Here is a 26039-nt window from a genome sequence, read left to right as displayed (position 1 = left end):
CCCGCCCGTCGCCGCACTCACCACGTCTCGTCCGGCCCTAGCTGCCACCGGCCGATGCGCGCGCGCAACTCGACCTCGTCGCGTTCGAGGACCATGGCAACCGGCATCGAAACGCCGTCAACCTCCTCGAACTCGGTGTATTCGATGGCCCAGCCGGACTGCAGGATCTCCAAGGGGCGGCCGTCCGCATCAATATCCAGCTGGTAGGAGGCTTCCGGGTGCAGCAGGCCACGCACCCAGTAGATCATCCCGCTGACCGGGATGGATTCGCCCAGCACCCGGGCCACCAGGGTATCCGGGTCCTGCGCCTGGAAGCGCTCGCCGGACCGCGTGACCAGCAGCGCGCGCCCGTTATCCGAGAGCGTCAGACGCCCGCCGCCGCGCCCCATCGGGCCGGACAGGTCCAGCACATGCCGGCCTTCCTGCACCCGCCAGTTGAGCTGGGCCGACCAGTATTCCTCCCCGGAGGCCAGCCCCAGACGTGCCACCAGCCGCCAGCTGTCCAGTGCCGCCAGCTGCTCGGTGCGCTCCTCGAAGGCCGCCTCGGCCGCTGGCGAGGTGTCCGCCTCGGGCAGAGGGGCAGCACAGCCCGCGAGCAACAGCCCCCAGCCACCCACCAGCCCGGCCAGCCACCCCGCGCCCCGGATCCGCCGCGACTGTCGCGTCGTCCCGTGCCCGTTCATTCGATCAGATCGTTGCGCACGCGCTGCAGGCGCTCATGCCCGGGCTCGCGGTCCAGCGCGGCCTCGAGGACCTCCCGGGCTTCTTCACGCTCGCCACGCTCCCACAACACCACCGCCAGGTTGCTGGCGATCTCGCCGTCGTCCGACAGCGAATAGGCACGCCGCAGCTGGGTCTCGGCCTCTTCGAGACGGCCCAGGCGGTACAGGACCCAGCCATAGCTGTCGATGATCGCGGCGTCATCCGGCTCCCGCTCGTAGGCGCGCAGGATCAATTCGTAGGCCTCGTCATAGCGATCGGTTCGATCCGCCAGGGTGTACCCCAGGGCATTCAGCGCGGCGACATTCTCCGGATCGGACTCGAGGATCGTGCGGAAATCGGCCTCGGCCGCCGCGATGTCGTCCTCGCGCTCGTGCACCAGTCCGCGCAGGTACAACAACTGCGTATTCCCTGGAAACTGCACCAGGCCGCGGTTCAACCGGCTGCGGGCGTCGGCATACTCGCCCAGCTCGCGCAGGGCGTTCGCCTCGGCCAAATAGGCGCGCCGGGCCAGATCCTCATCCACGCCTTGCTGCATGGGGTCGAAAAGGTCACGAGCGGCCTCGGCCCCGTCGTGTTTGAGTGTCAGGCGCGCGCTGCGCAGGCGGGCATCCTTGGCATGGTCACCGGCCTCCACGCGGGCGTAGGCGCCCAGGGCGGCCTCCGGCTCGTCGGCCATCTCGTGCAAGCGCCCCAGGTAGTACGCGACGTCGTTCTCGCGCTCGCCCAGGGCATCCAGGCGTTCGAGGTAATCCCGCGCGGGCCCCAGCTGCTCCGCCTCGAGATTCATCAACGCCAGCGCCAGCAGGAGCTGCGTATCCTCCGGCGCCATCGCCACCAGACGGTCCATCTCTTCGCGGGCGAAGACGTCATCCTCCATCTCGGTCAGGACCCGCGCGTATCCCAGACGGGCCTCGCGATTGTCCGGGTGCGCCTCCACGGTCGCGCGCAGGGTCTCGACCGCCGCATCGTCATGCCCGGCCTCGCTCTGAGCCCGTGCATGCAGCAAACGCAGCTGGACCGATTCCGGGAAGCGCTCGGCGGCCCGCTCGGTCACCGCAAGCACCTCCTCACCTGGCTCGCCAAAGCGCAGCGCGGCCTCGGCCTGCACGCGATGCACGCCCACGTCGTCGCGGCGGCGCTCGGCCAGCAGGTGCATGGTCTCCATAGCCGCCTGCTGGTCCTGAGCCTGACCAATCACACCACCCAGGGTCGCGTAGGGGTCGCCGCCCTGCACCACGACGCGATTCATCAGCGAATCCAGCTGTTCGGCCGCCTGCTCGGCATCACCGGCGTTGATCCGCAGGACTGTCGAGACCTGGCTGGCATCGGTGCTCTCGGGGGCCAGACGCAGCCAACGGTCGGCCGAACGCTGTGCGTGTTCCGGCTCGCGCGCGAACAAGGCGATCCGGGTGGCACGCTCGGCGATGGCCGGATCGTCGCTCAGCAACGCCGCGGCTCCGTAATAGCGCGCCGCCTCGGCATGCTCGCCGGAGCGCACCGCGATCTCGGCGGCCAGGACGCTGAACATCAGCACAGCCTCCGGATCCTGGGTCTGCATCAAGGGCAGCACCTCGGGGCGATCCGACTCCGGCGGTTCGGAGGCGTCCAGCGGGGTATGCGCACAACCCACCAGGGAGAACACGGCGGTGAGCGCGAGCAGGCTTCGAATCATGTTGTGTCCAATCGGGATCATTGCGGCCATATCGGATGGGACGGGGCAGCGGCCCCCAGGGTTCCACAGCTCGGGTTCCACAGCGCGGGTTCCACACAACGGGTATACGGAGACGTCCGGCCGGCGCGCGCCACCTCCTGCTAACCGTACAGCACAGTACACTATCGGGAAATTCGGCCACGCGCCCGCATTTTCCGGCACAATACGCGCCAGCATGCTGTTCACTCTCGGGATCAATCACAAGACGGCTCCGGTCGCCATTCGCGAACGGCTCTCCGTCAACGAGCACGAACTCGGCGAGGCCCTGCACTCGCTGCGTTCCGGCGTGCTATTGCCGGAAACCGCGATCCTGTCCACCTGCAACCGCACCGAGGTGTACTTCCGCGAGGACGATCAGCAAAGCGAGCAGCGCGTCATCGACTGGATCGGCGGCTACCACGGCATCGACCGCGACGAACTGAAACCCTACCTCTACCTGCACCACGATGGCTCGGCCGTGCGTCACACTCTGCGCGTGGCCAGCGGGCTGGATTCCATGGTCCTCGGCGAGCCGCAGATCCTGGGGCAGATGAAGACCGCCTACCAGCACGCCCACAACGCCGGTACGCTCGGGCGCTCGCTGGAGCGTCTGTTCCAGCACGCCTTCGCCACCGCCAAGGACGTGCGCACCCAGACCGCCATCGGCCAGAGCGCGGTCTCGGTCGCCTTCGCTGCGGTGTCACTGGCACGCCAGATCTTCGGTGACCTGAAGCCGCTGACCGCCCTGGTGATCGGCGCCGGCGAGACCATCGAACTGGCCCTGCAGCACCTCTCCGGGGGCGGCATCGGCAACGTCATCGTCGCCAACCGCACGGTGGAGCGCGCCCGCGCCGTGGCCGGACGCTTCGATGCCGAGGCCATCAGCCTCGACCAGCTCCCCGATCGCATGGCCGATGCCGACATCGTCATCTCCTCCACCGCCGCGCCCTTGCCGATCCTGGGCAAGGGCGCGGTGGAACGCGCGCTGCGCAAGCGGCGGCACAAACCGATGTTCATGGTCGACATCGCCGTGCCGCGCGACATCGAGCCCGAGGTCGGCCAGCTCGAGGACGTCTACCTCTACACCGTGGACGACCTGCAGGAGGTCATCGACGAGAACATGGCCTCGCGCCAGGCCGCTGCCGAACAGGCCGAAGAGATCATCACCCAGCGCGCCGGCGAGTTCATGCGCTGGCTGCGTGCCCGCGACTCGGTGGACAGCATCCGCCAGCTGCGCCAGCGCGCCGACAGCGTGAAGGCCGAGGCGCTGGCCAAGGCCGAGGCCATGCTACGCGCCGGCAAGTCGCCCGAGGAGGCCATGCAGCTACTGGCGCACAACCTGACCAACAAGCTGATGCACGCCCCCTGCAAGTCGCTGAACACCGCAGCCCACGAGGGCGACGCACGCCTGCTGGAGGCCGCCCACCGGCTGTTCCAGCTGCCCGCTCCGGAAGACGACCCCGGCGACGATTCCGACTCCGGCACCCATTCGTGAAGGCCTCGTTCCGCACTAAGCTCGAGGGCCTGGCCGAACGCCACGCCGAGATCGCGCAGCTGCTGGCCACCCCGGACGCCGCCGAGGACCCGGACCAGCTGCGCCGCCTGTCACAGGAATACAGCCAGCTGGAACCGGTGGCCGAGGCCTGGAAGGCCTGGCACGACAACCACGCCGCGCTGGAAGAGGCGCGCGCGATGCTCGAGGACGACGACGCCGATCTGCGCGCCATGGCCGAGGCCGAGATCGAGTCCCTGACCGAGCAGACCGAGGCGCTGGAGGCGGAACTCTACCGCCACCTGATCCCGAGCGACCCGCACGACAACGCCAACGTGTTCCTGGAGATCCGCGCCGGGACCGGCGGTGACGAGGCCGCGATCTTCGCCGGCGACCTGCTGCGCATGTACACCCGCTACGCCGAGAACCAGCGCTGGAAGCTGGAGATCCTCAACGTCAGCGAGGGCGAGCACGGCGGCTACCGCGAGGTCATCGCTCGCCTGGCGGGGCAAGGGGCCTACTCGCGGCTCAAGTTCGAATCCGGCGCCCATCGCGTGCAGCGCGTCCCCGAGACCGAATCCCAGGGCCGCATCCACACCTCCGCCGCGACCGTCGCTATCCTGCCGGAACTGGAGGAGGTCGAGATGCCGGAGATCAACCCGGCCGACCTGCGCGTGGACACCTTCCGCGCCTCCGGCGCCGGCGGGCAGCACATCAACAAGACCGACTCCGCCGTGCGCTTGACCCACCTGCCCACCGGCATCGTGGTCGAGTGCCAGGAAGAACGCTCGCAGCACAAGAACCGGGCCAAGGCGCTCACCTACCTGGCGGCGCGCATCTTCGAGACCGAGCGCGAGGCCCAGGCGGCCGCGCAGAGCGCCGAACGCAAGGGTCTGGTCGGCAGCGGCGACCGCTCCGAGCGCATCCGCACCTACAACTTCCCGCAGGGCCGGGTGACCGACCATCGCATCAACCTGACCCTGTACAAGCTGGAACAGGTGATGGCCGGTGACCTCGACCCGGTCATCGACCCGCTGATCCACGAATACCAGGCCGAGCAGCTCGCCACCCTCGCGGAGGCGTAATGGAGGCCCCACCCACGCTGGATACCCTGTTGCAGGGCCTGCGCACCCGCCTTCAGCAGGCCGGCGTCGAGAGCCCGGGGCTGGAGGCGCGCATGATCCTGAGTGCCACCACCGGCCGCGACACCGCCCAGCTGATCGCGCGCGGTAACGACCCCGCCAGTACCGCACAGGCCGCCCACGCCGAAGCGCTTTGCCAGCGCCGCTGCGCCGGCGAGCCCATGGCGCACATCCTGGGGCGCCGCGCCTTCTGGACGCTGGAGCTGGGCGTCTCCCCCGCCTGCCTGATCCCACGCCCCGAGACCGAGCTGCTGGTGGAACAGGCGCTGGCCGTGATCGACGAGCTGGACACCGACGCACCCCGCGTACTCGATCTGGGCACCGGCCCCGGCACCATCATCCTGGCGCTAAAAAGCGAACGCCCGGACATTCAGGCCTTTGCCAGCGACCGCAGCGAGGGTGCACTGCAGCAGGCGCAGACCAATGCGCACGCGCTGGGGCTCCCGGTTCAGCTCTGGCAGGGCGACTGGCTCGACGCACTGACCCCGCAGCCGCACTTCGACGTCATTACCTGCAACCCGCCCTACATCGACCCGGACGACCCGCACCTGACGCGCGGCGACCTGCGCTTCGAGCCACGCACCGCCCTGGCTGCGGCGGAACACGGCCTCGCCGACCTGCACCGGGTGATCGACAACGCCCGCCCCCACCTGAAGCCCGGCGGCTGGCTGCTCCTGGAACACGGCTTCGACCAGGGCGAACGCGTTCGACAACGGCTGCAGCAGGCAGGCTATCGGGACGTCCACACCCAGAAGGATCCCGCCGGCCACGAACGGACCAGCATGGGGAGACACTGAACGACATCAACGTGCCCCGCATGCCCCGACCACAAAAAAGGCCCCGACCAGATGGCCGGGGCCCAGCGTGTGACAGTCTCTCTCGGGTCAGAACGGCAGACGCAGGTGCAGGTTGACCGAACCGGCGGGGGAAGACCGGTGGCGGTAGTGGCTCGAACGATGGTCGTAGTAGTGATAGTGATGATGCTCGTGACCACGTGAATGCTTTTGGTGGCCACGCCCACGACTCTTCGCACGCTTCGCCTGCTTGTGCCCCCGCGCGCCGGGATGGCCACGGTAGTCCTTGTGCCCGCTCGAATGGCCGTGACGCACGTGCTGCAGGGCACCCGCATCGAAGGTCGAGGCACCCGCCGCCGCGACCGGATGGGCCGCATGCGTCGGGGCGGACAGGGCGAATGCCAGCAGCGCGGCCGGCGCCAGAATGGCGAGTCGTTTCATGAGGGATCCCTCCTTCCATCCAGGCCGCCTTGAGAGAGCATCGACGGCCCGGGGTTGTGGCAGGATTGCCAGAATCAAGCGTATGCAGCGTTCCTGAATGGTTCCTAACTGAGCCCGTCCACGAGCGTGATGCCGGTTACAATTTCGGCCTTACCCCGGAGATTGCCCCATGGATGACGACCACCTCCTGCGCTACAGCCGCCAGATCATGCTCCCCGGCGTGGGCATCGAAGGGCAGGAATCCCTGCAGCAGGCGCATGCAGTGATCATGGGGCTCGGCGGGCTGGGCTCCCCGGTGGCCGCCTACCTGGCCGCAGCCGGGGTGGGCCGGCTGACGCTGGTCGACCCGGATCATGTGGAGGTGACCAACCTTCAGCGCCAGATCCTGCATACCGATGCGGACATCGGCCGCGACAAGGTGGCCTCGGCCGCCGATCGCGTGGCGGCCATGAACCCCGGCTGCCAGGTGGAGACGCGCGCCGAGCGCCTGGATGACGCGGCGATGACCCGGCTGTTCGCCAGCGCCAACGTCGTACTGGACGGGACGGACAACTTCGCCGCGCGCGGGGCCATCAGCCGCGCCGCACTGGCGGCCGGCACGCCGCTGGTCTCCGGGGCGGTAATCCGCTTCGAGGGACAACTGACCACCTTCGACTACCGCGATCCGGAGGCAGCCTGCTACCACTGCCTGTACGGCGAGGGGGGCGGCGACGAGGACACCTGCGCCGCCAACGGCGTGCTGGCCAGCCTGCCCGGTGTGGTCGGCAGCCTGCAGGCAACCGAGGCCCTGAAGCTGCTCATGGGGCTGCCGATCCTGAGCGGCCGGCTGCTGATCCTCGACGGGCTCGCCATGCAGTTCCGCGAGATCCGGCTGCGCCGCGACCCCGCCTGCCCGGCGTGCAGCCACCGCCACGCCCCGGCCTGAAGCGAACGGATACGCGCGGATCAGGCGCAGGAGCGGGGATGAAAGGGCAGGACCTTGCCGAGTGAGGGCGGTGGGGCAGCTTCGGCAATCGCCGCGCTCAGCTCCGCCTCCATCGCAGACAGCGTGCGGTTCATCACCATGCTGGCCATGGCATGGAACAGCAACAGCTCGCAGGCGACCGGGCGATGCAGGCTGCGCCGACCACGGGAATGGAAGGCCGTCCAGGCAACCACCGGCATATCGTTCAGCACCCGGTCCACGACGATCCAGGCATCGCGCTGGAGGATCAGGTCCAGTTGTTTGAGCCCCGACGGCGACAGGCGGATCTCCGGTCCCAGCCGAGCCAGGGCGCGACGCACCTGGTTGAAATAGCGCGCCTCAACCAGCCAGCCGGGGCGGACATCCAGGGTCGGAATTTCGGTGTGCCGGGAATACATCGCGCCCTCGTCTGCAGACTGCTGCAAGGTCAGTCTGTTCTATAGCAAGGCCGGGGGACGATGGGGACCACGGGTCCCTGCGGCAGAGTTGCCGAACGTCACGACAGGCTAACGAGGGGAGTCCGGGAAAGGCTTCGGGATCGGGGGCACCCCGGAAAGCCCTGTCTACTGGCGGGTGTCCGGGATCGGCGGCTGGGCAACCTCGGGCGCACAAAGGGCCTCGGCGTCGACCGGATCGAAGTGGTAATGCGCGTTGCAGAACTCGCAGGTCACCTCCACCGCGCCCTGCTCCTCGATGATGCTGCGAATCTCGTCACGCCCCAGACTGCGCAGGGTTTCGGCGATGCGCTCGCGCGAGCAGGGGCAGTGGAAAGTCACCGGCGTGCCGTCGAACAGGCGCACCCGCTCTTCGGCGAACAACCGGCCCAGCAGGGCACCAGCGTCCAGCTTCAGCAACTCGTCGGCGGTGGTGGTCTCGGCCAGGATCGTGGCGCGGTTCCACTCCTCCGAGTCGCGCGTCACCGCATTGCCACCCTCGGCCGGCAGCGCCTGCAACAGCAGACCGGCGGCGGACTGCGCCCCGCTCGCCAGCCACAACCGGGTCGGCAGCTGTTCCGAACGCTCGAAGTAGACGTTCATCGCCTCCGCCAGCGATTCGCCCTCCAGCTCCACGACGCCCTGATAGCGCTCGCTGCCATCGCCCGGGTCCAGCGTCAGCATCAGCCGTGCGTCCTCGCCGGCGCATTCGGCCAGGGTCGCGCCCTCCGGCGGGGTCTCGCGAAAGCGCGCCAGGCCACGCAGCCGCCCCTGGCCATCGGCCTGGGCGACGATCATGTGCACCGGCCCGGGGCCGGTGATCTGCAGGATCAACGAGCCGTCGAACTTGAGCGTGGCGGCAGTCAGGGCAACGGCCGCATAGGCCTGGCCCAGCAAGTCGCGTACCACGGGCGGGTACTCGTGCAATTCCAGCAGGGCCTGCCAGGAGGCGTCCAGGTGCACCCACTCGCCGCGTACCCCGGCCTCCTCCAGCATGAAGCGGTGGAGGGTATCGGTCTCACGCATGGTGGCAGGACTCCGAAATACGCAACGGCATCAACCGTCCAGCTTGGACTTGAGGCGCTCGTTGACCTGGGCCGGGTTCGCCTTGCCCTGGGTCGCCTTCATCACCTGGCCGACAAAGAAGCCGAACAGCTTGTCCTTGCCGCCGCGATACTGCTCGAGCTGCTGCGGGTTGTTGGCCATGACCTCGTCGATGATGGTATCGATCGCGCTGGTATCGGTGATCTGCTTGAGCCCCTTGGCCTCGATCACGGCATCGGCGTCGCCTTCGCCGTTCCACATCGCCTCGAAGACTTCCTTGGCGATCTTGCCGGAGATGGTCTCGTCCTGAATGCGCGCGAGCAGGCCGGCCAGACCCTCGGCATTGACCGGGGCATCCGCCAGCTCGACCTCGGAGCGGTTCATCGCGGCGGAGAACTCGCCCATCACCCAGTTGGCGGCCAGCTTGGGCGCGCCGCAACCGGCAGCCACGACCTCGTAGAAATCGCCCATGTCGCGCGCGGCGGTCAGTACGCCGGCGTCGTAGTCGGACAGGCCGTACTGTTCGACAAAGCGTGCCCGCTTGGCATCCGGCAGTTCCGGCAGCTTCTCGCGCACGGAGTCGATGAATGCGTTATCCACGACCAGCGGCAGCAGGTCCGGATCGGGGAAGTAGCGGTAGTCGTTCGCCTCTTCCTTGCTGCGCATGGAGCGCGTCTCATCGCGATCCGGGTCGTACAGGCGAGTCTCCTGCACCACCGAACCGCCGCCTTCGATCAGGTCGATCTGACGCTCGACCTCGAAGTTGATGGCGCGCTCGACGAAGCGGAAGGAGTTCAGATTCTTCAGCTCCGCGCGGGGGCCGAACTCGGTCTGGCCCTTGGGCCGCACCGAGACGTTGGCGTCACAGCGGAAGCTGCCTTCCTGCATGTTGCCGTCGCAGATATCCAGATAACGCACCAGCGAGTGCATCTTCTTCATGTAGGCGACGGCCTCCTTCGCGGAGCGCAGCTCCGGTTCGGAGACGATCTCGATCAGCGGGGTGCCGGCGCGATTGAGGTCGATACCGGTCATCGCCTCGAAGCCCTCGTGCAGGCTCTTGCCGGCGTCCTCCTCGAGGTGGGCGCGGGTCACGCCAACGCGCTTGATGGTGCCGTCTTCCAGTTCGATATCCAGATGCCCCAGTCCCACGATCGGCAGTTCGAACTGCGAGATCTGGTAACCCTTGGGGAGGTCCGGATAGAAGTAGTTCTTGCGCGCGAACACCGAGCGCGGGGTGATCTCGGCATTGATCGCCAGCCCCAGCATCACGGCCCGCTCCACCGCGCCCTGGTTCAGCACCGGCAGTACGCCGGGCATGCCCAGGTCCACCGGGCAGGCCTGGCGATTGGGCTCGGCGCCGTAGGCGGTGGGCGCCCCGGAAAAGATCTTGGAGACGGTATTGAGCTGGGCGTGAATCTCCAGCCCGATGACGGTTTCCCATTCCATGTTCAGGGCCCTCAGGCGAAGGCCGCCGGCACGCGGGCGTGCCAGTCGGTCTCTTGCTGATACTGGTGAGCAACGCCCAGCAGGCGCGCCTCGTCAAAGTAGTTGCCGATCAATTGCAGCCCGACCGGCAGGCCGTCGATCTCCCCGCCCGGCAGCGACATCGCCGGCAGCCCCGCGAGGTTCGCGGCGATGGTGTAGATGTCCGACAGGTACATGCTGACCGGGTCGGCCTTGGCACCCAGCGCGAACGGCAGCTCCGGGGTGGTCGGCGCCAGCAGCACATCCACGTCCTCGAAGGCGCGACGGAAGTCGTCGGCGATGATGCGCCGGACCTTCTGCGCCTTCAGGTAGTAGGCGTCGTAGTAGCCAGCGGACAGCACGTAGGTGCCGACCATGATGCGGCGCTTCACTTCGTCGCCGAAGCCCTCCCCGCGCGAGCGGGTGTAGAGGTCCATCAGGTCCTCGGGATTCTCGCAGCGGTAGCCGTAGCGCACGCCGTCGAAGCGCGCGAGGTTGGAGGAACACTCGGCCGGGGCGACCACGTAATAGGCCGGCACCGACAGGTGGCTGTTCGGCAGGCCGACCTCGCGCACCTCGGCGCCGCGGCCCTTGAGCACCTCGATGGCGGCGTCGATCACGCCGCGCACGCGCTCATCCAGTCCGGTCTCGCCGAAGAATTCCGTCGGCAGGCCGATGCGCAGGCCCTTCAGGTCCTGCTCCAGTCCGGCGGTGAAATCCTCTTCCGGGCGCTCGACGCTGGTGGAGTCGCGTTCGTCGAAGCCGGCCATGGCGTTCAGCATCCGCCCGCAGTCCTCGGCGGTCGCGGCCATCGGGCCACCCTGGTCGAGACTGGAGGCGAAGGCGATCATGCCGTAGCGCGAGACGCGCCCGTAGGTCGGCTTGAGACCGGTGATGCCGCAGAAGGCTGCCGGCTGGCGGATCGAACCGCCGGTGTCGGTGCCCGTGGCACCCGGCACCAGGCGCGCCCCCACCGCGGCGGCGGAGCCGCCGGAGGAACCACCCGGGACGCGTTCGGTATCCCAGGGGTTGCGAACGGGACCATAGAAACTCGTCTCGTTGGACGAGCCCATCGCGAACTCGTCCATGTTGGTCTTGCCCAGCATCACCGCACCGGCGGCATTCATGCGCTCGACGACGGTGGCGTTGTAGGGCGAGACGAACGGATCCAGCATGCGCGAGCCGCAGGAGGTGCGCACGCCCTCGGTGCAGAAGATGTCCTTCTGCGCGACCGGCACGCCCAGCAGCGGGGTCTTTTCACCTTTCGCCAGGCGCGCATCGGCCGCATCGGCCTGCGCCAGCGCCTGCTCGGCGGTCACGGTAATGAAGCTGTTCAACTGCGGATCGAGACGCTCGATCCGGTCCAGATACAGCTGGGTCAATTCGCGCGAGCTGATCTCGCGGGCCTGGAGCTTGCGCACCCAGCCGGACAGGGTTTCCTGGGCCATGGTTTCGGGGACTCTTGCTGGCTAGAAGCGTGACGGGTTCAACAGAACGGCGACCGCGCGGATCATTCGATGACGCGCGGAACCAGGTACAGGCCACCCTCGACAGCCGGGGCGATGGCCTGGAAGACCTCGCGCCGATCCGGCTCGGTCACCGCATCCGGGCGCAGGCGCTGCTCGGCGTCCAGCGGGTGGGCCATCGGCTCGACACCCTCGATGGCCGCACCATCCAGTTGTTCGACAAAGTCAAAGATGTCGCTCAGCCCACCCGCGAAATCCCGGGCCTGGTCATCGTTCATGGCCAGACGGGAGAGATGGGCGATGCGCCGGACTTCGGAGGTATCGACGGACATGGCGGCGTGGGTCCTGTAGCGTTCGGATTCATTGGGCGAAACGGAGCGCAAACTTACCACAAAGCCGTTGTTGCCCAAACCCCGGGCGCTTGCTAGAGTCGACGGCTTTCCCGCCCGCCCACTCAAGCAGGTTTCTTCTTCATGTTCAAACGCCTTCTGGGGTTGTTCTCCAACGACATCTCCATCGATCTCGGCACCGCCAACACCCTCATCTATATGCGCGGCCAGGGCATTGTCCTGAACGAACCCTCCGTGGTCGCGATTCGTCAGGACCGCGGCCCGGGCGGCCCGCGCTCCATCGAGGCCGTAGGGATCGAGGCCAAGAAGATGCTCGGCCGCACGCCGGAGCACGTGGTGACGGTGCGCCCGATGAAGGATGGCGTCATCGCCGACTTCACCACGACCGAGAAGATGCTGCAGTACTTCATCAAGAAGGTGCACGAGCGGCGGATCTTCCGCCCCAGCCCGCGCGTACTGGTCTGCGTGCCCTGCGGCGCCACCCAGGTGGAACGCCGCGCGATCCGCGAATCCGCCTTCGGCGCCGGGGCGCGCAAGGTCTATCTGTTGCAGGAGCCAGTGGCCGCAGCCATCGGCGCCGGCATCCCGCTGGACGAGGCGGTCGGTTCCATGGTGCTGGATATCGGCGGCGGGACATCCGAGGTCGCGGTGCTGTCGATGAACGGCATTGTCTATTCCGAATCCGTGCGCATCGGCGGCGACACCTTCGACGAGGCCATCATGGCCTATGTACGCCGCAACTACGGCGTACTGATCGGCGAGGCCACCGCCGAACGCATCAAGCACACCGTCGGTTCGGCCTATCCGGGCAAGGAACTGCTCGAGATCGAGGTCAAGGGCCGCAACCTGGCCGAGGGCGTGCCGCGCTCGTTCACCCTGAACTCGAACGAGATCCTGGAAGCCCTGCAGGATCCGCTGTACGGCATCGTCTCTGCCGTGCGCACTGCCCTTGAGCAGACCCCGCCGGAACTCGGTGCGGACGTCGCCGAGCGTGGCATTGTACTGACCGGCGGCTCCGCCCTGCTGCAGCAGCTGGATCGGTTGATCATGGAAGAGACCGGCATCCCGGTGGTCATCGCCGACGACCCGCTGACCTGCGTCGCCCGCGGCGGCGGCCGGGTGCTGGAGATGCTGGACGAGAAACGGGTCGACTTCCTCGCAATGGAATAAGGCCGGACCACCCCGCCCGCGTCGCCACGGCGCGGGGCTGGTTCGGGTTACACTCCGGGCCGCAACAGGTCGGCAAAGCCGCACGGGAGGGGGTTCCGGGGCGGCTTTGCCTTGTCGACGCGATCCGTAACCGGAGGTCACGCCATCAGCAAGCCGCTGTTCAGACTGGGTGTCTCGCCCACTCTGCGCCTGCTCGCGGTGATCCTGCTGGGCCTGGCGCTGATGGCGCTGGATCACCGCGTCAACGAACTGCAGTTCGTCCGCGGCGCCCTGGCCACCGTTACCTACCCGCTGCAGGTCGCGGTGGATGCGCCGGTCCGGGCGGTCAGCCGGGTGTTCGAGTCGTTCACCAGCCGCGAAGACCTGATCACCGAGAACCGCATCCTGCGCAGCGAGAATGCCGAGCTGCGCGCTCGCCAGCTGCGCTTCGAGGCCCTGCAGCTGGAGAACGACCGCCTGCGCGCCCTGCTGAATACCGCCGAGCAGGCCGAAGAGCGGGTCGAGATCGCCAAGCTTCTGGCCGTGGATCTCGACCCCTTTCGCCAGCAGATCGTGCTCAACAAGGGGCGCAATGACGATGTCTATGCCGGCCAGCCGGTCATCAATGCCGACGGCGTGATCGGTCAGGTTCTGTCGACCCGTCTGACCAGCTCGATCGCTCTGCTGATCTCCGACCCCAGCCACGCGCTGCCGGTACTGAGCGCGCGCACCGGGCTGCGCGGTCTGGTGGTCGGCACCGGCAACCCGCAACGCCTGGAGATGCGCCACGTCCCACTGCAGGAGGATGTGGAGCCCGGCGACCTGCTGCTGACCTCCGGGCTGGGCGGCCGTTTCCCGGCCGACTACCCAGTGGCCCGGGTCACCTCGGTCGAGCGGCCACAGGGCCAACCATTCCTGAGCATCGAGGCCGAACCGCTGGCGGCCCTGGACCGCTCCCGCGAGGTCCTGTTGCTGTGGACCGACGGCGCCGTTTCAGCGATCGCTCCGCTCAATCTGGACAACGACCTGGAGGCGGCTCCGAACGCGCTCGAACCAGAACCGGCCGAAGGGACACCGTGACCCGTGCCATCGGCATCCCCTGGCCGGTGGCGCTGACCCTGCTGGCAGCTCTGGCCCTCGCCATCGTGCCGGTCCCGGATATCCTGCGTCCGGCGCGCCCGGAGTGGCTGGCGCTCATCCTGATCTACTGGGCCATGGCCTTCCCGTCGCGCATCGGCATCCTGACCGCCTTCGTCTCCGGCCTGTTGCTGGATACCCTGCAGGGTCAGCTGCTGGGGCAGAACGCCATCGCCCTGGCAGTCGTCATCTACATCGTGCTGCAGATTCACCCGCGCCTGCGGGTCTATCCGGTCTGGCAACAGATGATGGTGGTCGCCATCCTGATGGCCCTGTTCAAGCTGCTGGCCCTGTGGCCACAGGGCATCACCGGGTTTCCGCCGGGCAGCCTCTGGTACTGGGCGCCGGTCCTCACCAGCGCCCTGGTCTGGCCCCTGATCTTCTCCCTGCTGCGCGACCTGCGTCGGCGCTGGCTGCTGCACCTCACCTGAGGAAAACGCCGACCCCATCCCGGTCGAAGCAAACCGGGACTGTCACGCATACTGTGTCCGAACCGAAACAAGGAGCCTTGCATGGACCCGAACAAGCAAACCGAGATCGAAGCCGCCGTGTTGCGCCGCCTGCTGCAGCACCTGGACGAACGCAAGGACGTGCAGAACATTGACCTGATGAACCTGGCCGGCTTCTGCCGCAACTGCCTGTCCAAGTGGTACGTGGCCGCCGCCGAAGAACGCGGCGAGTCCATCGACTACGAGGGTGCCCGCGAGATCGTCTACGGCATGCCCTACAGCGAGTGGAAAGAGCGCTACCAGAAGGAGGCGACGCCGGAGCAGAAGGCCGCCTTCGAGGCCAGCCAGAAATCGCCCCATGCATGATCACGGCCTGATCGAGACCCCGGAGGCCCTGCAGGGCCTCCTCGACACCATCGCCGGGACCGACTGGATCGCGCTGGATACGGAGTTCATGCGCGAGAAGACCTACTACCCGCGCCTGTGCCTGATCCAGCTGGCAACTCTGGACCAGATCGCCTGCGTCGACCCGCTGCAACTCGACATCAAGCTGCTGGAACCCCTGCTGTTCGATACCGGCGTGACCAAGGTCTTCCACTCGGCCTCGCAGGATCTCGAGGTCCTGTATCGCGAACTCGGACGGGTGCCCACCCCGGTGTTCGACACCCAGATCGCTGCCAGCATGCTCGGCCACGGCGAGCAGATCGGCTACGCCAACCTGGTCAAGGCGATCCTCGATCGCGACCTCGACAAGAGCCAGACCCGCACCGACTGGGCACGCCGCCCCCTGAGCAAGGAACAGATCCTTTACGCCGCCGATGACGTACGCTTCCTGGCCACCGTGTTCATGCGCCTGCTGCACGAACTGGAAAGCCATGACCGCATGCACTGGCTGCGCCCGGAGATGGAGGCCCTGAGCGACCCGGCCCTGTACGAACCAAACCCCGAGGCGGCCTGGCAGCGGGTCTCCGGGGCCAAGCGGCTCAAGCCGCGCGAGCGCGGCATACTCAAGGCCGTGGCCGCCTGGCGCGAACACGCGGCGCAGGCGAGCGACCGCCCGCGCCGATGGATCCTGGCCGACGACATCCTGATCGATATCGCCCGGCGCACGCCGGAGGACGCCGCCGCCCTGCACCAATTGCGCGGCTTCCCCGACGGCATGAAGCCGCCGCGTCAGGAAGAGCTGCTGGAGGCCATCCGCGAGGGCCAGGCCCTGCCCCGCGAGGAATGGCCACAACTGCCGGACAAGGCGAAGCTAACCGAGGCGGAAGAGGTCCTGGCGGACATCGGCATGGCCCTGCTGCGCGAGTGCGCGCGACGCAACCAGATCACCGCCGGCGCGATTGCGCAGCGCAAGGACGTCATCGAACTCCTGAAGGGCGACGGCACGAGCGGCCGCCTGGGCAGCGGCTGGCGTCACGAGATCGCCGGAAAGACCATCGCCCGCTGGTTTGCGGGCGATGGTGAGCTGACACGTACGGAGGAAGGGCTGCAGATCCGCCCGTGATCGTCGCCCGGGCGGATCTGCGGCTGGGTCAGGCGGCCTTGTAGATCCCGCGGCGCGGCGAGGTCAGGCGACCCTGGCGCTTCAGGTAGGCCAGGGTCTGGCTGATGTTCTTGGTATCCAGACCGGCCTTCTCGGCCTGTGCCTTGATCTCCTTGATCCCCATCTCCGGCTGGGTGGCGACGATATCGCAAAGCTTCTGGCTGATGGACTCGCCACCGGCCCGGCGCCCGCGACGTCCGCCGCCCGCGGTACGGCCCACGCGCCCGCCCAGTTCACGGATCTGGCGCTCGAGCTCGCCGAGTTCCTTGCGATGCCGCGCCACCATTTCCTTGCGCTTTTCCATCAGCTTCTCGCGCTTCTCGCGGCGTTCGGCTTCCTTGCCCTCGGCTTCTTCCTTTTCCCGCTGGCGCGCGAGGGCGTACAGTTCTTCGGCCGACAGATCGGAGGCCTTCTTGTTATCCATGCTCATACAGAACTCCCGGGTTCTCAAAACGGATGCGATTACAGGTTAAGACCAAAGGGTTTCCGGCTATTCAGTCTAGCCTCTAACATTTGATCACCATAGAATAGTACCACCCCATGGATAAATGCTGTAACGATCATAATAAGGCGCACACGGCACAAGAGCGACCACACGCACTTTCTGGCGAAAACCGCACACTCATACGAGAAGAGGTCGCCCGATTGTATAACCAGGCCGCGGGCACGCGCGCATCCGATCCTCCCGCCGTTCACTTTGACTTGAAAGGCCGGGCGGCCGGCCAGTGGCGCCTGAGAAAGAACACGGAAACCCTGCGCTTCAATCCGGAAGCCTTCAGTCTGGACTGGAATCAACATTTCCCGGAAACAGTGGCACACGAAGTCGCCCACTCTCTGGTATATCGCACCTACGGCGCGCGCAGGGTTCGGCCCCACGGCCCTGAATGGCGGGGGTTCATGCAGGCGATGGGGTTTCAAAAGCCCCGGGTCACACATGCGACCGCGCTGACCACACGCAAGATGCGCCAATATAACTACGAGTGCGCCTGCGGCCCTCAACTACTGAGCGCGCGCCGGCACTTTCTTATTCGCAAACGCGGCTACCACTACCAGTGCCGCCAATGCGGCGAATGGCTAAAGCACGCCGACGGCGGAGCGCCCTGAGGAGCCACCATCATTCCGGGCCGCGTGGCTGTTGATATAGTCAACCAGCCGCACCGTTGCCCCCTGATGCTCCGCAATAAAAGCGGCCGAACGGCGCCGCAAGGCCTCACGCCCAGGTTCATCCATTACCAGCAATGCCCGAAGACGGGTAATGGCCTCGTCGGCGTCGGCCGCTCGCCCCAGCACATTCGCAGCCTGCATGCGCTCCACCAGGAGTTCGAAGTTGTCCACGTGCGGACCCATAACAACCGGGCAGTGCCACAACACCGCCTCCAGCGGATTGTGCCCGCCCACCGAAACCAGCGACCCCCCTATGAAGGCCGCATCGGCCAGCCCGAAGAAGCGCTTCAGCTCCCCGAGGGTATCCAGGAGCCAGAAATGGGTGGCGGCGTCCGGCAGACCTTCACTGCGACGCACGAAGGTGTGACCGGAACGCTCCAGCAAGTCCGCCACTGCGGGAAACCGCTGCGGATGGCGTGGCGCCACCACAACCAGGAGGCGTGGATACTCGGTGCGCAGTGCGCGCAGTCCCGAGAGCAACTGGGCCTCTTCGTCGGCATGGGTGCTGGCAAGAACGACCACCGGGCGCCCATCAACCACCGGGCGCAGGGACTCGACTTCCTGACGATCGGTTTCCTCGACGCGGATATCGAACTTGATGTCGCCGTTGACCGTCACGCGATCAGGCACGGCCCCGAGCGCGACGAAACGCTCGCGGTCCAGCGGATTGCGACAGGCAATCCAGTCAAACCCGCTCAATGCCGGCGTGATCAGCCGCGGGAGCCGCGCATAACGCCGAGCCGAACGCCCGGACATACGGGCGTTCGCCAGCACGACCGGGATACCCATCCTCCGGGCCGCCGCCAGCATATTCGGCCAGATCTCGGTCTCCATCACCACGATGCACTGCGGCCGCAGCGCTCGCAGGAAGCGCCCCTGCAGCCAGGGCAGATCCAGTGGCATGAAGCGATGCATGACGCGGTCGCCGAGCCGCTCGGTCAGCATCGCGGCGCCGGTTGGCGTCGTCGTGGTTACCAGGATGCGACGCGGGCCGGGCGCCAGGAGCTGGCGAATGAGCGGTTCCGCCGCCAGCACTTCACCGACCGAAACCGCATGGATCCAGATCTCCGCCGGCTCCGGCGGAGGGGCCCACCCCATCACCTCGCCCGGGCGCACACGCACCGATGCCCGACGACTGCGCAGTCCGTGGCGGATCAGCAGCAAGGGGGTCAGCAACGCAAGCAGCGCCGTGTAGACTACGCGGGTCATTCGCAGGGAGACTCCGATCCGTGACGGCCCGCCCCGAACATCCGAGCGCGACCGAACGCCCGCCCCGAGGCCCCGCCACCTGGCCCATGTGGGCGGTGATCGGCCTGGCTCGGCTGGTCATCCAGTTGCCCATCCGCTGGCAACAAGCGCTTGGGCGCGGCATTGGGCGGCTGTTCTACCGTTACGGCCGCAAGCGCCGCGCGATCGCCCGCACCAACCTCGAACTGTGTTTTCCCGGCCAGCCGCCGGAACGGCGCGAACAGTGGCTGCGCGAGCACTTCGAGGCGGCCGGAATGGGTGTTCTGGAAATAGCCATGGCCTGGTGGGGACGCGACGCGCAACTCAAGGGGCATTACACAATCCACGGGCTGGAACATCTGGACAAGGCACTGGAGCAAGGCAAGGGGGCCCTGCTGGTCAGCGCCCATTTCACCACACTCGAGCTTTGCGGGCGCCTGCTGGCGCTGCACCGGGAGTTTGCCGCGATGTACCGCCCCAGCGAACGCCCGCTGATCAACTACCTGTTCAAGGTCAATCGCAACCGCCACACGGCCGGCGTGATCGCACGCGACGACGTCAAGGGACTGCTGCGCACCCTGCGCGAGAACATGCCGGTGTGGTATGCACCCGACCAGGCCACCAGCGGGCGCCAGACCGAGCTGGTCCCGTTCTTCGGCGAACCCGCGAACACGCAGACCGCCACGCATCGCATCGCCCGGGTCAGCGGCGCCCCGGTCCTCCCGTTCTTCGGCTACCGGCGCGAAGACGGCCACTACGTCGTGACCATCCACCCCCCGGTAGAGGGCTTCCCCACCGAGGACGCCCACGCCGACACCCTGCGCATCAACCACATCATCGAAGAAGCCGTGATGGATGCCCCGGGGCAGTACTTCTGGACCCACAAGCGCTTCAAGAAACGCACGGGCCTGCCCGACCCCTACGCGCCCTAGCGTGGAATCTCGAAGGCTGCCTCCGAGCAGGAGACAATAAGCCAGCCACAATGATCATGGCGAGCCGCCTGCCGTTATACTGCCCGGGCCATTGCAAGAGCCCCTCCGGAAGGCTCCAACTCCGGCACTCACCCGCAAAGGTGCTGGCCGTACTCCTTACCCAAACCCTAATGGATAACGAAGCGATGGAATTGCCCAAAGAGGCTGTTTACTCCCACTGGCGCCAGCGCTTTGCCTGGTGGCTGCATTATCTCAAGGCCCGCCAGAACCCCAAGGAGCGCCCACGAGTACGTCGCCTTGCAGGCTTCATTCCCGAGGGAGGGGTAATCTTTGATGTTGGCGCACACTTTGGCTATCTGGCCAAAGAGTTCGCCGTGATCCACAACGGCAGCTGCATGGTCCACTGCTTCGAGCCGGTACCATACACTCGCTCCATCCTCGAACGAGTGGTCGATAGATTCCAAAACGTCCATATCGAATCACGCGCGCTTTCAAATCAGGCGGGGCACATGAAGCTAAGCATTCCCATAAAGGAATCCGGGCGCTTGGGTATCGGACTTGCGCATTTTGGCGACGAGGTGCGGCGAGACTACATCGTGGAGCCCGTGGAAACCCTCACCCTGGATGCCTATGTAGCCGAGCAGGGGCTAGCGCGCCTCGACTTCGTCAAGATGGACGTGGAGGGGGCCGAATTCCAGATCCTCCAGGGCGCAGAAAAGACCTTGAAAGAGCTTCAACCTCATGTCTACTGTGAGCTGATTTCCACTTCCACCGCACGTATGGGGTACAAACCCGAGACAGTGTTCGATTTCCTAACCAACCTCGGCTATCGAGCCGCCGTGATCGAAAGGTCAGGAGAAAAGCGCCCCGTCGAGGGTTTGATCGAGGGAGAGGAGGACTACCTCTTCTACCCGGAACGAGCCGAAAAGTAGCCCGGGTGGCTCCGAAGCGCCCCCGTACGACCTCTCTATTGGACACAAGCGGATAGACTGTCCAATTTTGGAGCTGGTATTTTTCTCCGGCCCTCAGTTTTCGTGGCCACAAGCCAAAAATTGACACTTCCGGAAAACCCCGTGGACACCCCACCTAGAAATCACGGCGAGAGAGACACGGATTCTGGTGCGGCACCAGCTTCTAGCCCCAGTTCGCGGCGGATATGTGCCGCCACCTTCGGCGTGTCATTCACTGGCGTGTAGGCCCACTGGTCAAGCGCGCCGGTGAATGGCCGGGTTACCCCTTCCGCCTCCAGAGCGGAATGGAAGGCCTGCAGGCGACGACCGAGTGGCCCCAGGGCCACCGTGTACACCGGCACACCGGTCGCCGCCGCTTCCGAGACCATGGATACAGAATCGGCACTGACCACGATGTGGTCGGCCGTTGCCAGCATCGCCATGAAGGGGTTCTCTCCCTGCCCGCCCCAGACAAACCCCGGGACATCCGCCAACCCCTCCACCAGTCGTCGGGTACTGGCCTCGCCCGTACGCCGCGAAGGGGTCACCAGCACGCTACCCCCAGAGGCTCCGGCCGCCGAACGCAGGTCACGGATCAGGGCATCCAGCCGCTCCTGGCCCAGATCTCCCCGCTGGGTGGCACCCCCGATCAGCACCGCGATCCAGGGCCGGGGAAACGCAGCCCAGGCATCCCCCAGGTCCGCACGCGCCGCCTCCAGCCGCTCGGCCGTCACCCGGTGCAGGGCGCCGCGCGTCGCGATCACGTTCGGGCCGGTCAGCCCATCGTGGCGCGGCGGCACCACCCAGTCGAAATGCCGCGGGGCGATCTGTGGATCCTGAATATGCACGGTCATGATGGCACCCCCGCTGGCGCGCCGCAGTGCCACGGCCACCGTGGCACTGCGGCGCCCGCAGGAGATCAAGAGGCGCGGCCAGGGCGGCGCCAGGGAATCGCTATCGGATGTGAGCCCTCGCAATACGCCGGGCGCGAAGGAACCGCGCATCCAGCGCCAGGGCGGACGCAGCCCCACTGTCTTGTGTTCGTAGGGCAGCCCCACGGCTTCGGCCAGGCCACGGACCTGACTGGTCATCCCGGCCTCGCCGGTCGTCAGTGTCCAGCAGTAAGCCTCGGTCACAATGAAGCGTTCGTCGCCTGGCCTGCGGTCACGCCGGCACGCGGCGCTGCACAGGTGTGTCGGGAGAGGCCAGTTCGTGGCGGTTGCGCCACTCTTCGGTCACATAGTTGATGATCAACGAGCGTCGCACACCTTCCAGGGGGCGAAGGTGGTAGCCATGCCAGGTGTTGTCGGCCGGCACGAACACCAACGCACTGTTGTATGTGCCCGGCGCCGTCTCGTAGTGCGTGTCCGCGTCCACGTACACGTCCGTGCCCCAGCTCTCGTAGCCGGGGTCGGTGGACAGGTACAGCAGCATGGTGAATTTTTTCACGCCAAGATCGGTATGTGGTGCCAGCCAGAAACCCTCGGTATCCAGGCAATGCTCGATGCGCAGGTAGTTGCCGCTGACGTCCACGCCGCACACCTCGTAGATCGCATCCAGCACCTGCGGGCTCTCGAACGCCGCTGCAACGCTTTCGCACACATCGGAGGCCCGCCGGTTCTCGACGTCGAAGAAGCGCCGCGAGCTGTTGTGCGTCTCACGCTTGCCCTCGGTGTCACCAATCGCGGGCGGCTCGAACGGCAGCGCCTCCACCGCGCGCGCCGCCGCCTCGGGCAGTATCGCCTGCGGATACCACCGCCGATACGGATACGCCTCCGACCGCGCGCGCCGAAGCGACGCCTCGACCTGACTTGCTACTTCAGCGGCGGTATCCATTTCTTTTTCCACTAAATTCAACAACGCCGCACAGTGTAGTGCAAACCAGGGGGATTCCACAAAAAACAGCGTTCAAACAGGCTGCTAGACTGGCGACAATTCCGATATCGCACCCCCCAAAGATCCACCGTTACCCAGGCCAACGCCATGACACCTTCAGACGGGCCCTTATCGGACCCTGATACAACCCCGTTTGGCACATATCGCCCCAAGGGGTTTGCCCACGCCTTACTCTGGATCGTGCGTCTAGGGCTGGCACGAGGCACGTTGTCGCGCCAGCTCAGAAGATTCTGGAACAGCCGCCTTCCAACCACCGTCGATATCGAACGACGAGGCATCCGGTATCGGCTCAACGTTCGGGACAATGTCACCGACGCGAAAATACTCCTTTCATCGAAGGTCTACGACCGCGAGGAACTGGAGCATCTCGCGAACGCATGCGATGACGGCACGTTCATCGATATCGGCGCCAACACCGGGTACTACAGCCTGCACGTGGCGGCCGCCGGGGCACGCCAGGTCCTAGCCATTGAGCCCAACCCTCCGACATTCCGTCGACTTCTGTTCAACCTGGAATGCAATCGCTTTGCCGAGGCAATTCAAGCCCTCCCGCTGGCCATTGGCCCAAACGGTACCGCCATGCTGCACTTGGCCGAAGGACTGGGTTCCGCCTCGCTCAATCCGTCGGAACAGTCACGGGGCAACACGGTTGAGGTCCAGACCGAGCCCCTTCTGGATGTACTCACCAATGCCGGAATCGAACGCATCGACGGCCTCAAGATCGACATCGAAGGATACGAGTACCAGGCCCTGGAACCGTTTTTCCGGGACGCGGCTCCATCGCTGCATCCTAGATGCATCGTTATAGAAAGCTGTCACGGGCACATCTGGGAAAAAGACGTCCTGGCCCTGCTTCGGGAGCATGGTTACCAAATCCAGAGCCGCTCACGGTCCAACTCGATCCTGTACCTGAGTTAGACCCGACCTCGGGCACCAGAACAATTAGCGCAAAGAAACGCACTACTCCACGAGGAAGCCAGCCCCATGGCAACTATTCTGCAAGTCTTGCCCGCCCTGGAATCCGGCGGCGTGGAACGCGGTACCCTGGAAATGGCTCGTGCCATCCAGGCTGCAGGAGAACGCTCCCTGGTCATGTCCGGCGGGGGCAGCATGGCTCCTTCGCTGGAAGCCGAAGGGAGCCAGCACTTCACCTGGCCGGTGGGCAAAAAGTCCCTGCGGTCATTGCGCCTGGTGCGCCCGCTGCGCAACTTCATACGCGAACAGGAAGTAGACCTGGTACACGTCCGCTCCCGCGTACCCGCATGGATCGTATGGCGCGCGTTACAGGGCATGCCCCGGACTGAACGCCCGGCCCTGGTCACGACCTTCCACGGGTTTTACAGCCCCGGCCGATACAGCTCGATTATGACCCGCGGGGACCGCGTCATTGCCGTCTCTACGAGCATCTCGGCCTACATTCAGAAGCACTTTCCGGCATGCCCGACAGAACGTATTCGCGTCATCCATCGAGGCGTGGATCCCAGTGAGTTCCCTTATGGCCATAAGCCAGGCGATGACTGGATTGAGGGCTTCTTCCAAACCCTTCCGGCGCACGCCCGCGATCGAGCGCTTATAACGCTCCCCGGTCGCATCACGCGATGGAAGGGGCAACTGGATTTCGTGAAGGTCATGGATTCCCTAATCAAGCGGAACCTCCACGTCCATGGCCTTGTTGTGGGAGGAACGGAAAGACGCCGCCAGCGCTACGAAGCCGAAGTGCGCCAGGAAATCCAAGAACGGGGACTGGAATCCCACATCTCCTGGCTGGGACAGCGTTCCGATCTTCGGGAGATCATGGCGATGTCGTTCGCGGTACTTTCGCTCTCGCGCGAGCCAGAGGCTTTTGGCCGGGTCTCGCTCGAAGCTCTATCCCTGGGGCGACCCGTGATTGCCTACGATCACGGAGGCGTGGGTGAGCAGATGGCCGCTTTGTTCGCCGAGGGAACAATCCCGCCATGCAGGCCCGAACTGGCAGCAGACAGGATATCTGATTGGCTGAAAGGCTCCGCCCCGCGGCCAGCGCATCTTAGGGGGTTTACGCTCGACGAGATGCAAGGACAAACCCTCGACGTCTACCGAGAGCTTCTTTAAGACAAGCCGGACTCAGAGGGTGGACATGTTGGTCACACGCGATCACGCCAGTCGGAGGCGCTGCTCATTCTTGGTGGCCACCCGCGCCAGGCCCGGTTCTCTCACCCATCCCCTCGCCGCCGCGCTCAGGCACGGGCCTCTGATTGCTTGATTGAATGAGCGGTGCCAGCGCGAGAGCGACCACCAGCCAGAGAACCGCTGTCGTGTATGAACTGTAGACAGTCCAGTGGACGTTGATGGGGTTAAGAGCCACAAAGATCGCCACACCGGCTACGAGAACATCAGGAGAATCAACGGCCCCATGCTCTCTCGCACGCCGCCACAACGCCGAAAGAATCCCTAGCAATGCCGCGAGGTAGGCGAACAATCCCACAGCCCCGGTCGAGACCAGGACATCAAGAAAATACAGATGGATATGCGCGAATGGCATGTCAGAGTAGCCTCGCGCCTCCGCCACCGGCTCGACCCCTCGCACACCCACGCCAAGGATCGGCTCATCCATCGCCACGCGCCAGGAAGCAAGCCAGATCGTCCCGCGCTTCGCCGTCGCCTGATCCAGACCCTCAAGACTGAACTCGGACATCTTGGAGATGACCACCAGCCGGTCCCGGGTTTCCGGTGACACCCACAGCGCCAACGCGACGCCCAGCACAAGCACCAGGGCGAAGGCTGACACGGTCCTAATTCGCAAGCGGTAGAACCAGATCAGAAAGGCGCCGTAGGCAACCAGCGTGATCAATGTCGCCAGCATGGCAGCCCTGGAACCCGAGAGGAGAATCGCGATGACCACGATCAGGGGCAATACCGCGGCCAGGCGATTGCGAGAAGCCAACCGGCGGGATGCCTCCAGGACGAACGGAAGCAAGTGGGCCAGCACAATGCCAAGGCGCATGTTCGGGTGAAACAGACCGTCGATCCGGCGCCCGTTGTACGGATAGCCCAGCACGTTTGCACCAGTAACAAACTGAAAAACCCCGTCGAGCGACCAGAATACGGCCAGCGCCAGCACAACGTATAACAGGGGTGTAGCCACATCACGGCGACGGGCAACCCACAGCAGAGGAAGTATCGCAATCGCGAACAATGGATAGGTCAGGGCTGTCCGGAGGGCTCGGTCGAAATCGACCGCCACGGTCAGTGACACCAACTGCGGCACCCAGAGCGCCAACAAGAGCAGCAATGCCCAGCGGATCCAGCGCTCCGCCCACAAGCCGGGCAACCTGAGAGCGGTCAAAACAAGACCGGCGAGAGAGAGTGCCGCCAGTGGGAAAAATGCCCCCGTCCCAAAAGGCAGAACAAACAAGGCCAGCCCCACCAACCCCAGCACAAGACCGAAGATCCAGCGCTCTTGCGCGCTATCCGCCGAATCGCCCCCAAGTGCCTTACCGAGAAAAGTCATGCCCACCCCCATCCGAAGGCGCGTGATCTTAGCGCAAATTGGCACTCGCGTGACCCAGCAGCTCGGCCGCCGAGCCGCACCATGACACGGCATAC

General features: G+C 65.9%; 27 protein-coding genes. 14 read left to right on the top strand and 13 right to left on the bottom strand.

What is annotated here, in order from left to right; all coding sequences use genetic code 11:
- Positions 1–17 precede the first annotated feature (17 nt).
- Both lolB and F618_RS0101950 read right to left on the bottom strand, forming a co-directional pair.
- Positions 18–683: a lipoprotein insertase outer membrane protein LolB gene (gene lolB / locus F618_RS0101955; RefSeq protein ID WP_019567628.1), complete on the bottom strand. Its 666-nt coding sequence runs from the start codon at positions 681–683 to the stop codon at positions 18–20.
- Positions 680–2425, bottom strand: coding sequence for a tetratricopeptide repeat protein (locus F618_RS0101950; protein WP_019567627.1), 1746 nt, complete (start codon positions 2423–2425; stop codon positions 680–682). Before F618_RS0101950 ends, lolB begins: the two co-directional genes overlap by 4 nt.
- Positions 2426–2609: 184 nt before the next feature.
- On the opposite strand from F618_RS0101950, the gene hemA reads away from it, so the two are divergent.
- From hemA to prmC, 3 genes are read left to right on the top strand one after another with little or no spacing between them, the layout of a single operon-like run.
- Entirely contained in the window at positions 2610–3908 is a 1299-nt protein-coding gene (hemA, locus tag F618_RS0101945; protein ID WP_019567626.1) for a glutamyl-tRNA reductase, read from the top strand.
- Entirely contained in the window at positions 3905–4990 is a 1086-nt protein-coding gene (prfA, locus tag F618_RS0101940; protein WP_019567625.1) for a peptide chain release factor 1, read from the top strand. Before hemA ends, prfA begins: the two co-directional genes overlap by 4 nt.
- Positions 4990–5844, top strand: a complete 855-nt coding sequence (gene prmC, locus F618_RS0101935; protein ID WP_019567624.1) for a peptide chain release factor N(5)-glutamine methyltransferase — start codon at positions 4990–4992, stop codon at positions 5842–5844. Before prfA ends, prmC begins: the two co-directional genes overlap by 1 nt.
- A gap of 87 nt (positions 5845–5931) precedes the next feature.
- On the opposite strand, the gene F618_RS0101930 is transcribed toward prmC, so the two are convergent.
- The gene (locus F618_RS0101930; protein WP_018951640.1) at positions 5932–6282 is read right to left on the bottom strand and encodes a hypothetical protein; all 351 of its coding nucleotides are present in this window, start codon (positions 6280–6282) and stop codon (positions 5932–5934) included.
- A 169-nt stretch (positions 6283–6451) separates the two neighbouring features.
- Here F618_RS0101930 and F618_RS0101925 point away from each other — a divergent pair, with 169 nt between their 5' ends.
- The gene (locus F618_RS0101925) at positions 6452–7207 is read left to right on the top strand and encodes a molybdopterin-synthase adenylyltransferase MoeB (protein ID WP_019567623.1); all 756 of its coding nucleotides are present in this window, start codon (positions 6452–6454) and stop codon (positions 7205–7207) included.
- 20 nt (positions 7208–7227) lie between these two features.
- Here the strand turns inward: F618_RS0101925 and F618_RS0101920 are convergent, their stop codons facing one another.
- The 5 genes from F618_RS0101920 to gatC form a co-directional block, all read right to left on the bottom strand.
- Positions 7228–7644, bottom strand: coding sequence for a hypothetical protein (locus F618_RS0101920; RefSeq protein ID WP_019567622.1), 417 nt, complete (start codon positions 7642–7644; stop codon positions 7228–7230).
- A gap of 165 nt (positions 7645–7809) precedes the next feature.
- Positions 7810–8706, bottom strand: coding sequence for an Hsp33 family molecular chaperone HslO (gene hslO, locus F618_RS0101915; protein ID WP_019567621.1), 897 nt, complete (start codon positions 8704–8706; stop codon positions 7810–7812).
- Between the two features lie 30 nt (positions 8707–8736).
- Positions 8737–10170: an Asp-tRNA(Asn)/Glu-tRNA(Gln) amidotransferase subunit GatB gene (gatB, locus tag F618_RS0101910; protein WP_019567620.1), complete on the bottom strand. Its 1434-nt coding sequence runs from the start codon at positions 10168–10170 to the stop codon at positions 8737–8739.
- Positions 10171–10181: 11 nt separating this feature from the next.
- Complete coding sequence (gene gatA / locus F618_RS0101905) at positions 10182–11636, bottom strand: Asp-tRNA(Asn)/Glu-tRNA(Gln) amidotransferase subunit GatA (RefSeq protein ID WP_019567619.1); 1455 nt, start codon at positions 11634–11636, stop codon at positions 10182–10184.
- Between the two features lie 62 nt (positions 11637–11698).
- Complete coding sequence (gatC, locus tag F618_RS0101900; protein WP_018169027.1) at positions 11699–11986, bottom strand: Asp-tRNA(Asn)/Glu-tRNA(Gln) amidotransferase subunit GatC; 288 nt, start codon at positions 11984–11986, stop codon at positions 11699–11701.
- Positions 11987–12127: 141 nt separating this feature from the next.
- Between gatC and F618_RS0101895 the strand changes: the two genes are divergently transcribed.
- From F618_RS0101895 to rnd, 5 genes are all read left to right on the top strand, one after another.
- Positions 12128–13174: a rod shape-determining protein gene (locus F618_RS0101895; protein WP_018142132.1), complete on the top strand. Its 1047-nt coding sequence runs from the start codon at positions 12128–12130 to the stop codon at positions 13172–13174.
- Between the two features lie 111 nt (positions 13175–13285).
- Positions 13286–14233 carry a rod shape-determining protein MreC gene (gene mreC, locus F618_RS0101890; protein ID WP_019567618.1) on the top strand — a complete coding sequence of 316 codons (948 nt, stop codon included), beginning with the start codon at positions 13286–13288 and terminating at the stop codon, positions 14231–14233.
- Positions 14230–14721, top strand: a complete 492-nt coding sequence (mreD, locus tag F618_RS0101885) for a rod shape-determining protein MreD (protein ID WP_019562792.1) — start codon at positions 14230–14232, stop codon at positions 14719–14721. The genes mreC and mreD overlap by 4 nt, the downstream gene beginning before the upstream one ends.
- Positions 14722–14802: 81 nt before the next feature.
- Complete coding sequence (locus F618_RS0101880; protein ID WP_018169024.1) at positions 14803–15105, top strand: DUF1244 domain-containing protein; 303 nt, start codon at positions 14803–14805, stop codon at positions 15103–15105.
- Positions 15098–16246 carry a ribonuclease D gene (rnd, locus tag F618_RS0101875; RefSeq protein WP_019567617.1) on the top strand — a complete coding sequence of 383 codons (1149 nt, stop codon included), beginning with the start codon at positions 15098–15100 and terminating at the stop codon, positions 16244–16246. Before F618_RS0101880 ends, rnd begins: the two co-directional genes overlap by 8 nt.
- 28 nt (positions 16247–16274) lie before the next feature.
- On the opposite strand, the gene F618_RS0101870 is transcribed toward rnd, so the two are convergent.
- Positions 16275–16715 carry a hypothetical protein gene (locus F618_RS0101870; protein ID WP_018145243.1) on the bottom strand — a complete coding sequence of 147 codons (441 nt, stop codon included), beginning with the start codon at positions 16713–16715 and terminating at the stop codon, positions 16275–16277.
- A 110-nt stretch (positions 16716–16825) separates the two neighbouring features.
- Between F618_RS0101870 and F618_RS15265 the strand changes: the two genes are divergently transcribed.
- A complete protein-coding gene (locus tag F618_RS15265; RefSeq protein ID WP_081620846.1) occupies positions 16826–17389 on the top strand; it encodes a SprT-like domain-containing protein in 564 nt (187 codons plus the stop codon).
- Here the strand turns inward: F618_RS15265 and F618_RS0101865 are convergent.
- On the bottom strand, positions 17360–18658 hold the full coding sequence (locus tag F618_RS0101865; RefSeq protein WP_018175614.1) for a 3-deoxy-D-manno-octulosonic acid transferase: 1299 nt from the start codon (positions 18656–18658) through the stop codon (positions 17360–17362). The genes F618_RS15265 and F618_RS0101865 overlap by 30 nt on opposite strands.
- A 20-nt stretch (positions 18659–18678) precedes the next feature.
- On the opposite strand from F618_RS0101865, the gene lpxL reads away from it, so the two are divergent.
- Positions 18679–19608 (top strand): LpxL/LpxP family Kdo(2)-lipid IV(A) lauroyl/palmitoleoyl acyltransferase, encoded by a 930-nt coding sequence (lpxL, locus tag F618_RS0101860; protein ID WP_018937298.1) that lies wholly within the window; start codon positions 18679–18681, stop codon positions 19606–19608.
- Between the two features lie 170 nt (positions 19609–19778).
- Positions 19779–20540, top strand: coding sequence for an FkbM family methyltransferase (locus F618_RS0101855; protein ID WP_231362658.1), 762 nt, complete (start codon positions 19779–19781; stop codon positions 20538–20540).
- Between the two features lie 161 nt (positions 20541–20701).
- Here the strand turns inward: F618_RS0101855 and F618_RS0101850 are convergent, their stop codons facing one another.
- A complete protein-coding gene (locus tag F618_RS0101850) occupies positions 20702–21694 on the bottom strand; it encodes a mitochondrial fission ELM1 family protein (RefSeq protein WP_019567616.1) in 993 nt (330 codons plus the stop codon).
- Between the two features lie 28 nt (positions 21695–21722).
- The gene (locus tag F618_RS0101845; protein WP_018649642.1) at positions 21723–22394 is read right to left on the bottom strand and encodes a 2OG-Fe(II) oxygenase; all 672 of its coding nucleotides are present in this window, start codon (positions 22392–22394) and stop codon (positions 21723–21725) included.
- Positions 22395–22661: 267 nt separating this feature from the next.
- On the opposite strand from F618_RS0101845, the gene F618_RS0101840 reads away from it, so the two are divergent.
- Together F618_RS0101840 and F618_RS0101835 are read left to right on the top strand one after the other, a co-directional pair.
- Positions 22662–23372, top strand: a complete 711-nt coding sequence (locus tag F618_RS0101840) for an FkbM family methyltransferase (RefSeq protein WP_018649641.1) — start codon at positions 22662–22664, stop codon at positions 23370–23372.
- Between the two features lie 66 nt (positions 23373–23438).
- Positions 23439–24545 (top strand): glycosyltransferase family 4 protein, encoded by a 1107-nt coding sequence (locus F618_RS0101835; protein WP_019567615.1) that lies wholly within the window; start codon positions 23439–23441, stop codon positions 24543–24545.
- Between the two features lie 64 nt (positions 24546–24609).
- On the opposite strand, the gene F618_RS0101830 is transcribed toward F618_RS0101835, so the two are convergent.
- On the bottom strand, positions 24610–25944 hold the full coding sequence (locus tag F618_RS0101830; protein WP_026331117.1) for an O-antigen ligase: 1335 nt from the start codon (positions 25942–25944) through the stop codon (positions 24610–24612).
- Between the last annotated feature and the right edge of the window lie 95 nt (positions 25945–26039).

Origin of the sequence: Thioalkalivibrio sp. ALMg13-2, from assembly GCF_000381185.1 — a bacterium.
Taxonomy (GTDB): Bacteria; Pseudomonadota; Gammaproteobacteria; order Ectothiorhodospirales; family Ectothiorhodospiraceae; genus Thioalkalivibrio; species Thioalkalivibrio versutus.
This window is presented reverse-complemented; position numbering and strand designations above follow the sequence as displayed.